The sequence below is a fragment of the Streptomyces sp. NBC_01717 genome (assembly GCF_036248255.1).
GTDB lineage: Bacteria > Actinomycetota > Actinomycetes > Streptomycetales > Streptomycetaceae > Streptomyces.
Genome location: NZ_CP109178.1, coordinates 8,762,518 through 8,776,990 on the forward strand (window position 1 = coordinate 8,762,518; position 14,473 = coordinate 8,776,990).

8 protein-coding genes are annotated in these 14,473 nt (G+C 69.3%); 2 read left to right on the forward strand and 6 right to left on the reverse strand.

Features of this window, described 5'->3' with window-relative positions; all coding sequences use genetic code 11:
* Window positions 1–137: 137 nt before the first annotated feature.
* Together OHB49_RS39685 and OHB49_RS39690 are read left to right on the forward strand one after the other, a co-directional pair.
* On the forward strand, window positions 138–872 hold the full coding sequence (locus OHB49_RS39685; protein ID WP_329165779.1) for a response regulator transcription factor: 735 nt from the start codon (window positions 138–140) through the stop codon (window positions 870–872).
* Window positions 869–2,293, forward strand: coding sequence for a sensor histidine kinase (locus OHB49_RS39690; RefSeq protein WP_329165780.1), 1,425 nt, complete (start codon window positions 869–871; stop codon window positions 2,291–2,293). The genes OHB49_RS39685 and OHB49_RS39690 overlap by 4 nt, the downstream gene beginning before the upstream one ends.
* A 117-nt stretch (window positions 2,294–2,410) precedes the next feature.
* Here the strand turns inward: OHB49_RS39690 and OHB49_RS39695 are convergent, their stop codons facing one another.
* From OHB49_RS39695 to OHB49_RS39720, 6 genes are all read right to left on the reverse strand, one after another.
* Window positions 2,411–5,098, reverse strand: a complete 2,688-nt coding sequence (locus OHB49_RS39695) for a bifunctional acetate--CoA ligase family protein/GNAT family N-acetyltransferase (protein ID WP_329165781.1) — start codon at window positions 5,096–5,098, stop codon at window positions 2,411–2,413.
* 455 nt (window positions 5,099–5,553) lie between these two features.
* Window positions 5,554–7,446: a TniQ family protein gene (locus OHB49_RS39700; protein ID WP_329165782.1), complete on the reverse strand. Its 1,893-nt coding sequence runs from the start codon at window positions 7,444–7,446 to the stop codon at window positions 5,554–5,556.
* Window positions 7,443–9,320: a TniQ family protein gene (locus OHB49_RS39705; protein WP_329165783.1), complete on the reverse strand. Its 1,878-nt coding sequence runs from the start codon at window positions 9,318–9,320 to the stop codon at window positions 7,443–7,445. The genes OHB49_RS39700 and OHB49_RS39705 overlap by 4 nt, the downstream gene beginning before the upstream one ends.
* On the reverse strand, window positions 9,317–10,579 hold the full coding sequence (locus tag OHB49_RS39710) for an AAA family ATPase (RefSeq protein WP_329165784.1): 1,263 nt from the start codon (window positions 10,577–10,579) through the stop codon (window positions 9,317–9,319). Before OHB49_RS39710 ends, OHB49_RS39705 begins: the two co-directional genes overlap by 4 nt.
* Window positions 10,580–10,587: 8 nt before the next feature.
* The gene (locus OHB49_RS39715; RefSeq protein WP_329165785.1) at window positions 10,588–12,915 is read right to left on the reverse strand and encodes a transposase; all 2,328 of its coding nucleotides are present in this window, start codon (window positions 12,913–12,915) and stop codon (window positions 10,588–10,590) included.
* A gap of 2 nt (window positions 12,916–12,917) precedes the next feature.
* Window positions 12,918–13,805 (reverse strand): TnsA-like heteromeric transposase endonuclease subunit, encoded by an 888-nt coding sequence (locus tag OHB49_RS39720; RefSeq protein ID WP_329165786.1) that lies wholly within the window; start codon window positions 13,803–13,805, stop codon window positions 12,918–12,920.
* Window positions 13,806–14,473: the final 668 nt, after the last annotated feature.

A 14,473-nucleotide genomic window follows, 5' to 3' on the forward strand; every position in this document is an offset into this window, starting at 1 on the left:
GGGCGGCCAGCCTCACAGTCCAACTTCTGTGTACCTTCTGAAACGGCCCTGGCGGCCGCCCTCAGCGCCGATTCAGAGGAAACTCAGAGACACGGCGCGCCCTGCTGTGGCCTGTGCCGGGGGATGCTGAAGGAACCATGGACGAGCCACGTAAGACCTCGCTACTGCACCGCCCCGACGGAGAGCCCGTACGGATCCTCGTCGTCGACGACGAGCCCGACGTCACGGACGTGCTGGCCGGGGTCATGACCGGGGAGGGCTGGCAGGTCCGCACCGCCGCAGACGGCGCGACCGCGCTCACCACGGCCCGTGATTTCCGGCCCGATGCGGTGGTCCTGGACTGGATGCTGCCCGACCTCGACGGCCTGCACATCCTGCGGGCCCTTCGGCGCGAGGCACCCAGCGTGTGCGTGCTGTTTCTGACCGCCCGCGACGCCGTCGAGGACCGTATCGCCGGCATCACCGCCGGCGGCGACGACTACGTCACCAAGCCCTACAGCCTGGAAGAAGTCCTGGCCCGGCTGCGCGGGCTGCTCCGGCGGGCCGGGATGACCGCCGAGCCGGGCACGAACCGGCTCACCGTCGGCGACCTCGTCATGGACGAGGAAGCCAGGGAGGTCAGACGCGGCGGGACCAACGTCGACCTGTCCCGCACCGAGTTCGAACTCCTACGCTTCCTCATGCGCAACCCGCGCCGAGTGCTGTCCAAGGACCAGATCCTCGACCGGGTCTGGGCCTACGACTTCGGCGGACGCGCCCATGTCGTCGAGCTCTACATCAGCTACCTGCGCAAGAAGATCGATGCCGGACGCACCCCGATGATCCACACCGTGCGCGGCGTCGGCTACGTCCTCAAGCCGGACTCCCCATGAGGCGCCTGCCGCCCCGCACCCTGCGCGGTCAGCTCACCGCCGGACTCGTCACTCTGCTCGCCCTCGCCTGCCTCGCCGTCGGCCTCACCACCGCCGTCGCTTTGAGAGGCTTCCTGATGGGGCGGCTGGACGAACAGCTCTCCGCCTCCGGCGGCCGGTTCGCCGCCAGCTTGGAACACGAGGCCGAACCCGACGCGGACAACCGTCCCGACACGCGCGGTCAGGCCGAGGCGACCTTCGGTGCCCGCCTCCTGAACGGCACCGTCACCCAGGCGGCCGTCGTCGATGAAGCCACCGACCAACCCCTCCACCTCACCCCCAGTGATCGCCGCGCCCTTGCGGGAATTCCCGTCGACGGAAGCGGGCACAGCATCCGCCTCTCCACACTGGGGGGCTATCGCGTCACGGCCGTCCAGGGCGACGACCAGGACATTCTGATCACCGGCCTGCCCCTGCACCCGGTGGAGGAGACCCTCCACCGCCTCGAAGCGGTCGAAGCCGTACTGTTCGGTGCCGCCCTCGTAGTCACCGGCATCGCCGGTGCCCTGTGGGTGCGGATCTCCCTGCACCCCCTCCAGCGGGTCACCGCCCGGGCAGCGGAGGTTGCCGGGCTGCCGCTCGCCAGCGGCGAGGTCGCCATGCCCGGGCCGCTTCCCGACACCGACCCGCGCACCGAAGTCGGCCAGGTCGGCACCGCCCTCAACCACATGCTCGGCCACGTCGAAGACGCCCTCACCCGACGTCAGGCCAGCGAGGAGAGGCTCCGGCACTTCGCCGCCGACGCCAGCCACGAGCTACGTACCCCCGTCGCCAACATCCGCGGCCACGCCGAACTCGCCCTGCGCCACCACGGCCCCGTCCCCGCCGAAGTCCGCCACGCCCTGGAACGCATCGATGCCGAGGCCCGGCGCATGACTCGCCTTGTCGACGACCTGCTGCTCCTCGCCCGCCTGGACGCCGGACGCCCCCTCGAACACGAACCGGTCGATCTGACCCTGCTGATCCTGAACGCGACGGAGGACGCACGCGCCGCTGGCCCCGGCCACCGCTGGCTCCTCGACCTCCCCGAAGAACCTGTCACCGTCGCCGGAGACGCCCACCGGCTCCAGCAGGCCATCGGTAATCTCCTCGCCAATGCCCGTACCCACACCCCGCCGGACACCGACGTGACCATCGCCCTCACCACCGATCGGGCCAGCGTCTCCCTCAGCGTGAGCGACAACGGGCCAGGCATCCCCGAAGAGCTTCAGCCCGAGGTCTTCGGCCGCTTCGTACGTGCCGACCATGCCCGCTCCCGCAGTACGGGAAGCACCGGTCTGGGCCTCGCCATCGTCCATGCCGTCATCACCGCCCACGGCGGAACCGCCACCGTCACCAGCAGTCCCGGACACACCACCTTCCGCCTCACACTCCCCAACTGACACCGCTCGCCTGGCCCGAACACCGATGGAGCAGGCCCGTTCGCTCGCTACGGTGCGCATGGCGGCGCCGATCTTCGTGGGTCCGTGGCCGGTCTCCTTCAATCTGTGGGGACCGTGTCAGCGCAGCCGACGCAGATACGGGTCGTGGGCATGGCGCGGGACGAGCCGGACGCGGGCGTCGAGCGTCGTGATCCCGTGCGCCCCGGCGAGGACCGGGTTGAGGTCGACGTCGGCCAGCTGGGGCAGGTCCGAGGCCATTCGCGACAGCCGATGCAGCAGCTGCTCCAGAGCACCGAGGTCGGCGGTGGGACGGCCGGCGTAGCCGAACAGCAGCGGGGAGCAGCGTGGCGAGGTCAGCAGGTCGTGCGCGTCGAGCTCCGTCAGCGGGGCCAGCCGGGCCGCATGGTCGGCGAGCAGTTCGGTCGCCGTACCGCCCAGCCCGAACACCACGAGGGGTCCGAAGACCTCGTCCTGGACGACCCCGGCGAACAGTTCGGTGCCGCGTTCGGCGAGTGGCTGGATGACCACCCCAGTCATCCGGTCACCGAACCGGGTGACCAGATCACGGTGAGCGGCTCTGATCTGGGAGGCGTTGTGCAGGTCCAGGTGGAGGGCGTGCTGCTCGCTCTTGTGCAGCAACCCTGGCCAGTAGGCCTTCATCACGACGCGCCCGTCAGGCCCTGCGAGTCGCTCGGCCGCGTCGACGGCCTCGTCCTCGTCCCGGGCCCACGCCCAGGGGATCTGAGGGATGCCATAGCAGGCGAGGAGCGCCGCGGTCGCCTGCGGATCCAGCCAGCCACCTTTCGGGTTGCCGTCCAGATATGCGGCGGCGAGATCCCGTGCGCGGCCGGTCTCCACGCTCGGCAAATCGGGTACTGAACTCGGTAGCCGGGAGAGCCAGTCGGCGCGGGCGGCGGTGTGGGCGAGGGCACGGGCGGCGTCCTCGGCGTCCGAGTACGCGGGGACGGTGCTCTCGTCGGCCGCCGGTAGAAGTTCGACACGGGCCGCCTGGGCAGGCAGGACCGCGACGACCGGACGGGGGAGCGGCTCTGGGGCCGATGTCAGGGCGCGTACCAGGTCCTCGCCGGTGGCCGCGGCGACAGCAGTGGGGACCAGCGCGACGAGCACGGCGTTCACGGCGCCGTGCCGGGCCAGGAGGCTGACGCACGCCTGTAGTTGCTTTTCGCCGACCGCCGCAGTGACGTCCACGGGATTGGTGGCGGTGGCACCATCCGGCAGTAGGCCAAGAAGCTCGTCCACCAGGTCGGCGCTGAGCGCCGGGACGACGAGCCCGGCGTCCGTGCACGCGTCCGCGGCCAGGACTCCCGCTCCCCCTGCATTGCTCACAACAACGACCTTGGTACCTGCGGCCAGGGGCTGTGCATGCAGCAGGGCAGCGGTGTCCAGGAGCTCGCCGATGGTGCGGGTGGCAGTAATACCCGCCTGGGTGAACAGAGCCTGCCGGGTCATGGTCGGGGTGGCCGCCGCCGCGGTGTGGGAGGCTGCGGCGCGCCGGCCGGCCTCGGATCGGCCGGCGTCCACGGTGAGTATCGGCATTGCCCGGGCCACTCGGCGGGCAGTGCGCGAGAAGGCACGGGGGTTGCCGAAGGATTCCAGATGCAGCAGCGCCAGGTCCGTGTGCCCGTCGCTCTCCCACCACTGGAGCATGTCGTTACCGCTGACGTCGTACTTGTCGCCGAGCGAGACGAAGCTGGACGCGCCGATGCCGAGGCGGGCGAGGCCGTCCAGCAGCGCGATGCCGACACCGCCTGATTGCACGGCGACTCCAGCGGTTCCCGGTCCGGGATGGCGGGCAGCGAAGGTCGCGTCGAGACGTACGCGGTCCTCCGTGTTGGCGAGCCCTAGGCAGTTGGGACCAACCAGTCGCATACCGTGGCGCCGGCACGAGCCCATCAGGCCCGCGGCCTGGTGCGTGTTCAGTCCCGCAGAGACCACGAGCAAGGCTCGCACGCCAGCCTTCCCGCACTCCTCTGCCACTCCGTCGACGTACGCGGCCGGTATGGCGATCACGGCCAGGTCAGGCACCTGCGGCAGATCGGCGACGGAGCTGTAGGCGTGTACTCCGGCGACGGCTGCCGCTTCGGGGTGTACGGCGTAGACCAGCCCGGTGTAGGAGCTGGTGCGGATGTTCCTCAGGATCGCCCGCCCTACGGAGCCTGGCTTGCGTCCGGCACCGATCACCACAACGGCCCTCGGCCGCAGCAGCGGCTGCAGGCTGACGACGTCGGCGACCCGGCCCCGGATCTCGACGGCATTCAGGTAGGTGTTGTCCTCGGTGAGTTCGACCGTGCAGTGCACCTCAGGACCGTCGAAGTGACTGGTGACGCGCAGCCCCAGGTCGTGGAAGACCTTCAGCACATCGTGATTCTCGGCCAGGGCCTCCGCGCTGAACGCCGTCACCCCTGCCGTACGGGCCGCGTCCGCCAGGTGTTCCAGCAACAGCGTCGCCACACCCCGGCGGTGCCACCCATCGGCGACGGCCACCGAGATCTCGGCGGTGCTTCCTGGTGGCAGGACCTCGTATTCCGCCAGGCCTACCAGATGTCCCGCGTATTCAGCTGCTAGCGCGCGGTAGCCAGGCCGCTCACCCGCTGCCACGCGGTCGGCGGCCTTCCCTGCGGAGGCGGGGTTGGCGGAGAAGAACCGCAGCCGCAGATTCTCCGGCGACATCTCCTGGTACAGCCGTAGCACTTCTTCGCGGTCCGCCGACCCCGCCTGGCGAATCCGTACGGTGGTGCCGTCGCCTAGCAGTGCGTGCACCGGGGCTTCCTTGGTGCCGGTCATCGCAAGATCTCCTTCCGGACGCTTCCTCTCCAGTGTTCGGCGCGTGCTCCGTGGGCCACAGGGGCTGAGCGGGTAAGCGGCGGGGCCGAGTGGCCCCAGTGCCCCGCCTGTGCGGTCCACACCGAGGCGCATTGGCCGGGCGGGCTTGGTAGACGTGGCAGCCGTGTCTGCGGAGAGGCTCACCCGGGGTGATCGTTAGGAGCACCGGTCGAGCCGAAGCCAGGCTGTCGGTGGCGCCTGGCCGGATGGGGCATGCAGTACCGGTGAAACTATCCGCACACGTTCCCAAGATTCGAGAAGGGTGTTCCCGGGGCAGTCTGGGGCAAGCCCCTGATCTGCTGCTTCGTAATTTTCATCAAGGCCCGCCGGTGTCCTGGGCGGCGCACACAGCAGCTCCACCGCGGAACACCGCCCAGGTGAAAGGCACTGTCAAGTGTCGGGTTCAGTGGCCGATCTCAGCAGGTTTCGGCCGGGTACGGCTGGATTGGACCATGGTCGAAGGTAGTGGCGAGATGCTCGGCGTAGTGGTCGATTCGGCGCAGGAGCTCGATTTTGCTGCCCTTGCGGTTGGCCGGTGTCACGAGCTGGGCGATCGACGCGGTCAGGGTCTGGGTGCTCTGCTGGGCGGCGCGCAGGGCGGTGGTCATGGGACTGTGCAGGTGGTCACCCTGGGTGACCACCGTCCAGATCAGGACGGTACCGGTGTCCCCGGTGGGAGAGCTGGCGCCGCAGCCGAGCCGGAGGTTTTGGGTCAGCACGGCCCAGTCGGAGTCGGGAAGCCGCCAGGGGGCCAGGGCACGGCGGCGTTCGGCGTAGTTCACACGGTCGGCGAGGGCGTCGAGGTCGTGGGCCACGGCCTCGACGGCATGGTCGAATACTGGCCACAGCTTGCCGGGAGAGAGTTCGCGCTTGAGGACCTTGAGGCTCTGCTGGGCGGTGTTCCATGGGATCGCCAGAGTCTCGGCGCAATCGGGCCAGGCGCCTCCGGCCGCCATCTCGACCAGTTTGAGTGACGCTGCCCGGCGTAGGTGGCGGGCAGTCCAACTGCCCAAAGGTGCCAGTTGTCGAGTGACCTCGGCAAAGTGGGCGTCGAACCAGAGTGTGGGCAGGAGCGCGGGGACCTCTTCGGAAGTGAAGCCGTCGGCGCGTGAGGGCAACCGGAGGCCGGATGAGCGGTGCCCACCCGCGTGGTAAAAGCCGTTGGTCTTGCGGGCGACGGCACGGGCCATGGCCGGGGTGAAGTCCCACCGGCGGAAGGCTGCCGCCGTGTTGGCGGGAATACGTTCGAACGCGGCTTCTGCCAAGGGCTGGACACGGTCTCGCAGGGCGGTTTCGTCGGCAGGGTCGTTGCCGAGCAGACTCTTGGCGGCCAGCAGGAGGGCTCCGCGTAGGGAACTGTCGGCTGGGGCGGCCCAGCGCGAGGTACGCCCCGGCCCTGGCCCGGGCCTGCCGGGGACGGTTGGCGCGGCGGATGCCACCACGTGCAGGTCGACCAGGGCGGCCAGGGCCGGGGAGCCGAGCAGGTCCGCGCCGGTTGGCCAGCTCAGCGTGATCAGGTGGGCGGCAGCGACCAGGTCGGTGAAGAAGGAGCCGGGTGCTCCGGGGGAAGAACTCCCGGGCGTGAGATGCCGGTCGATCAGCTGCTGCAGCGCAAGCAGGGACCGGAGATCGCCCGCCGTCAGGGTGCCGCTGCGGCTGGGGACCTGGTCCAGACGCGCCCCGCAGGTGCCCTTGGCCCACGCGGGGTGGGAGTGGCCCTTTGGACGTTGGCGGCATTGGGCGGGGTGAAGGTTGGCGAGTGAGTGCTGTGTGATCAGGCCGAGACGCTCGCCGCTGGCGTGCGCGTTGGCCGGGGTGTCGCAGCCGGGGCAGGCGGAGGTGAGCAGGCTGTGATGGTTGAGGCAGGCGAAGACGACGGGGAGGTGCCAGCGCAGCTTCCAGGCGCCGCCGAGGGCCTGTTGGGCCGGACTGCTGTCGCCGGCTAGGCACGAGGGGCAGTAGCGGCTGGAGAGGTCCCAGGCCCAGTGCCGCTGCGCGGCGGCGTGGTTGCGGCCGAAAGCCGCGGTGCCCTTGGCCAGCGGCGGGTAGGCGTCGGCCAGGTCAGCCAGGGTGAGCGCACGGGCTTCGCCGACGGTCAGGCGAGCGGCGCGGGCCAGGACGACGGCCCGGTCCTCGGGCAGCCCGGCAAGGTACCCGGCAGGCACCCGCCGTTGCGCGGTAACGAGTCCGCACAGGTGGGCGACGCGGCTTGGAGGCAGGTTCAGGCGGTAGGACAGCCGCAGCAGGAAGCCGCGCAGGGATTCCTCTGGCAGTGGGGCGAGGCTCCTGGCCAAGGCGCGGCCGGTCATTGCGGTGCTTCCTGCACGGCCACGGAGATCGGCAGATCGAGTCCTTGGTCGCAGGCCGTCGCGAGGCGTTCTGCGTGCCGTTGGAGGCGGTCGAGGAGCATGCGCCGTGACCGGCGGCAACGGTCGGGGTTGTACAGCACGGTGACCTGACGGACCAGGTTTTCCGTCGTGGGAGCGGTACGTCGGCTGGTCAGGGCAGGGCTGCAGAGGTAGCTGGCCTGGTTCACGGCGCTCCAGACGACGGCTTCGCCCAGGCGCGGGTCCCCCTTCTGTGCCAGTTGTTCGAGACGGGGAAGTCCAGCGCACAGCCGCTGCCAGTCCTCAGTGGTCAGCTTCCAGTCCGCCGTCAGCCGCCGCCGACGGGCGTAGTCGATGCGCTTGTCGCAGGCGTCGAGGTCCCGGGCCACCCGGTCGACCGACTCTTCGAACGCCAGCCATAGGCCGGAGTCCGCCAGCTCGCGGCCCAGGACGTTCATGGTGCGCTTGGCGCTCCCTGCAGGAATCCCCAGGGCAGGTGCGCAGTCGCGCCATTTCCTGCCGCATGCCAGCTCGGCGAGCCGGAGTGACCCGCCCTGCCTCAGTTGATGCTCCAACCGTCTGGTCATCCGGGGCATCTTCTGTGTCAGAGCCGGGAAATGTACGTCGAGCCAGCTTTGCGGCAGAAGGGGTGGGACCTCCTCGATCCGGAACAGGTGACCGGGCAAGGAGTACCGATTGGCGACGCGCCGCTGGAAGCCGTGGATCCGCGGCGCGGCGGCGCGCAACAGAACAGCAGAGACGTCGCTGCGGGTGAACAGCTTGTCGGCGATCGAGGTCGATCGCCGGTACGCCTCGCGGGTCAGCGGCTCGATGCGCTCGCGCAGCGACGCCAGAGTTCGGTTGCCCAGGACGGTGTCGGCGGCCACGAGGAGGGCCGCGCTCCGGGCGGGTTCGCCGGGTGCGGACCGTCGCGCAGCGAACCCGGCGCCGGACCGGGCTCCCGAGTCGGAGATGTGCGCGTCGACCAGGTCGGCGAGGGCCGAGGACGGCAGGAAGGCGGCGCCCAGGGGCCAGGTCAGCGTGACGAGGTGTGCTGTCAGGACCAGGTCGGGGAAGAACGAGCGGTCCGCCGCTCCAGCGCTCCCACGCTGCTGCCCGGACTCCAGGTTCAGGTTCAGGTAGTGCTGCAGGGAAAGGACGCGTTCCAGATCCTCCTCGTGCAGAACAGTTGTGGAGGCGGCGGGCACGTCGAGGCGTCCGCCGCACGGTGTGTTGCGGGCACGCGGCGCGCGGGGTAGGCCGGGGGCGGGACTGCGGCACTGCAGCGGGTGCAGGCCCGGGACGTGCGGGAGCTGGAGCAGGTTGTAGCGACGGATGACGCGGCCGGTCAAGGGCTGCGCGCAGTGCGGGCAGGCGCACTCCAGCAACTGGCGGTGTACGGTGCAGGCGAAGACGATTGGCAGGTGCCAGCGTAACTGCCAGGGGCCGCCGAAGGCGGACTGTATCGTGCTGCCATCGCCGGCCAGGCACTGTGGGCAGTAGCGACCGACCGGGTTCGTGGCCCAGTTGACGTGGGATTTGAGCCCGGGGGCCGAGGTGGCGCAGGCCCGCAGTTTGGCCAGCGGGGGGTATGAGGCCGTGAACCCCCGAAGGGTGAGGCCCTCGACCTCCTCGTCGGTCAGGTGCGCGGCGCGGGCGAACTTGCGTGCGGTGTCGGCGGGTAGTCCGCGCAGTTGCTCCTGGGGGATGCTGTCGCTGCGGCAGGCTAGCCCGCACAGGGTCGCTACACGGTGGGGAGTCAGCCTCAGCCGGTAGGACAGCCGCAGCAGGAAGCCGGCCATGGACTCTCCCGGTAGGGGGGCAAGACTTCGGGCCAACGGCCCCGGCTGGGTCATACGGCCGACTCCGCTGCCGGGCCGTCGTCGTCGAAGACGGTGTTGCGACTCCGCGCCTTTTGGGGCGGCTTGGAGCGCACCGGCGGGATCACCGGCTGCTCACCCGATTCCGCGTCCAGGTCCGCCAGGTCGGTGGGGGAGATCGCGCAGCGGTCCAGGAGCGTGCGGGTCAGCCGCTCGCTGCCATTCTCGATAGCCAGCCGACAGCCCCTCTGAATGAGCTTCTCCAGCAGCCCGACGACTCCGTTGGTGCGTTGGAAAAGGTACTCCGGCATGTCCTGCTCGGTCAGCATGCCTGCTGTGTCGTGCAGCAGCCGCACGCACTTCTCCAGCCCCCGCAGATGGACGATCCAGGCGTTGATTCCGGCCGGGGTCTCGTAGCTGAACGGGTCCAGGTGGACCAGTTCGAAGCGGCGCTCGTGCTGGGTAGCGGCCAGGTCGTTGGGGCTGCGGCCGCGGTCCTTGATAGGCGGGAAGACCCACTGCTTGGTGGCCGGGTCCAGGCGCCCCCGGCGCAACAGGCCGGAGGTGGGGATGCCGACGCCGACCAGGATCAGGGTCACAGTCATGCTCATCATCTCCAGCAGCAGGTCCAAGACGTCCTGGTCGGCCTCCCGATGGAGCTTGAGACGGGTGATGTCGTCGATCACCAGCGCTTTGGTGCCGTGCTCGGCGAGGGCGTCGTGGACAGTGCGGACCAGGTCCTCCAGGCGCATTCCCTTGTAGTCCTCGCCGAAGTAGTCCAGGATCCGCTTGCAGGTGGAGATCGGCGTCGCCTTGACCGGGCAGCGCACATAGGCGACCGGCGCGACCAGGTCCCTGGTGCCCATGACGGCGCCCGGGTTGAGGTAGTTGTTCACCTTCAGCCACTCCTCCTCGAAAGCTGCCAGCGCCTCGCAGACCGTCTCGGTCTTGCCCTGCGCTCCACCGCCGTTGACCATGACCCCGGTGCGGATACCGGCCTTGTGACTGAACGCCCCGTCCTCGATCCGGGCCTTCACCGTCCACCCCACCGCCTCGCTCATCGGAGTGCCCTGCACCGGCAGACTGCTGTGAGTGGCCAGCCGGTGCAGGTTGTGGATATGGCGCCGACGCGGAGTCAGATCGGCGTACTGGGCCATCGTCAGCACGGGGGCCGGCACGAACAGGTCGCGGGTGCACCGCCAGCGCTGGAACCCCTCGACCCGGGTGCGGTCGATCGGGGGACCGGGCAGGAACGAGGCCCCGGCTCGGGGTTCTTGGTCCTTCAAGTCGCTCATCATGCTCCCTAGCGCCCGTCCCGGGCGTCTGCGTGGTCCGCGTCTGTGTCTGCGTTTTCGGTTTCGTGTTCGTCCGGTAGGGCCAGCAGACTGCGTTCGCGCAGCCGCTGGCTGAGCACTGGGGGCGCGGCGGTCTCCTCCGGGGTTGCCGCTTCGCGCCTGCGTCGGCGCTCGCCGTCGACGGCGGCTTGGCCCTGCTCGGCGCGCTCGCGCCACTGCAGCGGCACCACATTGCTCGGCTCAATGTCGCTGACGTCATGGGGCGCGGGGACGCCGACCGGGGCGGGCACGGCGGTCGCCAGGGCAGGTTTAGGCCGGTCGGCTGCTGCCGCTGCCGCCTGGGCCTCCTCGCGGGAGTGCTCGGTGCGCTGCGCTTTTGTCAGCCGGGTCGGCCACTGGTCCACCGGTACCCGGCCGCCGATCAGGTCCAGCAGCAAGGGCAGCAGTTCCGCGTCGGACTTCGGCGCCAGCCCCCGGCTGCGCAGGTCTCGCAGCACCTGCCGCACCCGTGCGTCGCTGAAGGCCGGCACCCGTCCCTCCTCGGGCAGGCCGACCCAGCGCAACTGGTGCCAGTCGTGCGTCAGCGGGTCCTGGAAGTAGACGAAGCACGGATCACGGGGATCGCGGTGGATCACGTACTTGTTCTTCGAGACCCCGCCCCGCCCCGAGAGACCGAAGCGGTAGTCATCCAGGGCGGACCCGTCGTACCACAAATTCTTGATCTTCACGCCCCGCCTACCGTGGATCATCACCCGGTGCGAGGGCAGAAGCTGGTAGTACAGCTCAGCCGGCGGGATCTCCAGCGCGAAGCCGCTCTGCGCCATGGACGCGGCGAACAGGGAATTAGGGCTGTGGTCCCCGGACGGATCCCAACTGGGCGCGTAGGAGGCGAACTTGCGGTTCTGCCAGATCTTCACGATCCAGGACGCGATCAGGTGCTCCATCTCCGTGACGGTCAGGCACGCGTCCCCCTCGGGGTCCACCCCGCGGTCCGCGGTGTCGACTCCCTGGTAGCCCGGCAGGATCCGGAACAGCAGCGACTGGATCGCCCCGAACGCACGCTCCACCGCGTGCTTGTCAGTCGGACGAAGAACCCGGCTGGGGCGGATGTTCGCCCCGATCACCCGCTGGACCTCGATCAGATAGTGGTTCTTGTACACCGAGCCGTGGTCGGTGGTGACGGTCTCCGGCGAGAAGAACGGCAGCCCGGCCACCTTGTGTCCGCTGAACTCGGCGACCATCGTGGCGGGTACGCCGGGATAGGCCCACTCCATCTCCTCGCCCCAGTCCGGGCGCATCGGCAGCGGCATCATCACGTCCCGCAGCACCATGGCGATGTCCACCGAGGTGTCGGAGACCAGGGTCAGCCGGAACGCGACGATCGAGTGCGTGTATACATCCAGGGCCAGACTCAGATGAACCGAGACCGGGTCGCCGAACATCTCCTCTCGCACCTTCACCGGCAGCACCGTCGTGTCCAGGGCCACCACCTGCCCTGGCCGCGACGCCACCACATGCCGGCCCGTCGCATGCTGCTGCATCCGGGCCGCCGAGCGCGCGTAGCGGCTGCGGGAACCCGAGGAGCCGAACCACTCCAGCCACAACTGCCGGAGCGTGTCGTAGGCGGGAACGGGCTCCTTCTCCCCGTACTCCTCGCGAACGTACTGCTTGATCAAGCGCTCGCGGTCCTTCGCCGTGAGCTTGGAGCGGTGCAGAGTCTCCTGCCGCACCACGAACAATGCCTCCCGCACAGCCGGAGTGACGCGCCGTCCAGTTGCCCCCCGCAGCCAGCGGTCGTCTGCACAGCCCACCGGACCGAAACGATGGCGGTCGCGGTCCCAACGGACCAGGGTCCGGTAGCTGACCTTGTCCATGCCCTGCTCCACCGCCAGGCCGGGGTTCCGCGCCGTGGCCTGCCGTAACTCCCGGGCCTTGGCCTGGCGCCGCTGCGTCAGCGTCGTGACCGCCGGGTCGTACTGCGGCTTGGGCTCCTCCGGCAGTGCCATCAGGTAGTCGCCGCTGCGATACCCGGTCTCGACCTCGCGCAGGTGTTCCATCCGAAGCATGACCAGCCGCTGCTTCTCCGGCGGGAGGTCGAACATCGCCTTCGGCTGCCGGCCGCGATTGGCCGCGGGTAGGTCTCTCCGAGTCTTGGTCGAGGGCCGGAAACTCGGGTGGTGCATCAGCTGGCGCACCGAGGTCTTCCAGGGCTCTCCTTCGGCCGGGACCAGGACGACCTTCCCTACCTGGGGCTCGAACGCCGACACCGTCCACACGGCGCCGTTCACGATGAACTCGCTTCCTGGGGAGAGGTCCCAGGCGATCGGTCCGGTCACCGTCACCACCCCGTCCGCAGCCGGCGCCCTGCCTCGGGGGCTAGACGGACCGTGCTCGCGTCCGCCAAGGGGCCCGACATGTCCAATCCCAGCCGTCGGTGCCACAGCAGGTGGATCGCCTGGGCTCGGCCGACCGCCGGAACGCTGCACTGCTGCACCAGCGACCCGAACGGCATCGGCCCTTGGGCAGCCGCCGACAGCAGTTGCTGCTGCAGGCCCAGGCGGTCGGACAGCGGCCGCCTTCCAACGGAGAAGCTGTCGACCAGGCCCACCGCGTGCCGCCGCCAGCCCGACACCACGCTGTAGTTCCACCCGACGGTCAGCGCGACCTCCGCCGAGGCGGCGAACTTGACCTCGTCTTCGGGGGCGATGCGCTCGGCCGGGCGCACATCTACCAACCAGGGCGTCCCGCGTGTCAATAGCAGGAAGTCGGGAATGTGGTCGACGGCTCCGTCTGTGGTCAGGAACCGCAGCCGGAAGGGCTGAGCCAGGGCTTCGATCAGCCGACCGGCGAAGTCGGCGGCCAGCAGCAGCAACTCCTCCTCGAAACTCTCGAACCCGTGGTGCCGATCGGTACTGACCAGGTATTCGAGCCCCGGTCGGTGCCACTGCCCGGTCCGCCAGGTGAAGCGGCGTACAGGCACAGTGCGCGCCATGTCCACCCCGTTCAGATCCCGGACCGGGCAGGTCACCAGCTCGCGCCCGAGCCGCCAGGACGTGGTCCAGCGGGAGCTCCACCCCGAGGGCATGGCCAACCGCTCGACGGCATCGGGGCTGAGAGCGTACGGGCGCGCGAGATCATGCAGCGTCGACACATCCGACCAGCGCGTCGCAGGAAGCGTGACGTCGACCGGCACGCTCTCGTGCCGTACAGAGGCCAGCGAAAGCACAGCTCCACCCTTTTATCCGAACCCAACTGAAGAGGTTTCCGGCGAGGAGCATGGTGGAGTCGCAGCCGAGCGGCAAATCGCGTCAAATGCACCAGTGTTGAGCTTCTGCAGAGCGCCTGTAGTAGCAATACCGGGCCCCTGCTGTCCTGTTGTGGACTCGGATTGGATCCGCGTGGACTTGGGAAGAGGTGCAGGCAGGGAAACTCCGCACCGAGGGTTCGCCCGATCGGATGAACGATGCCATCGATAGGGAGCCGAAGGAATCTGCGCGGTCCTACAAGCGCAAGAACCTGTACCCAGGTGCCAAGAAGACTCCGCAGCCGGCCCGAGGTCGTGCTGATGCCATCTGGCAAAAGCCGAGGTGGTTGGGGCGCGTCAATGTCAACTACCGTCAGCGGTCACACGGGTTGTGACCAGGCTTTTCAGTTGGCACAAAAGCAGGCTGGTCGGCACAGGGCGTTGCGCTCGTTCTGGTCGGCGCCGAGCTTGTCTCTGCGTACGCTTGGGGGCGCTGAACTGCCCCTTTGGCCGGCCGGTCACGGCTCGGACGCTTCGTGAATGCTCGTCCTGGGGACGACGGCGGGCACTGAGGCGTACGGCGGCAGGTTGTGGTCGCAGGCCACCCCCCGGCAGTGTCAACGAGAAAGCCCGGAAACAGGCTGTGACGA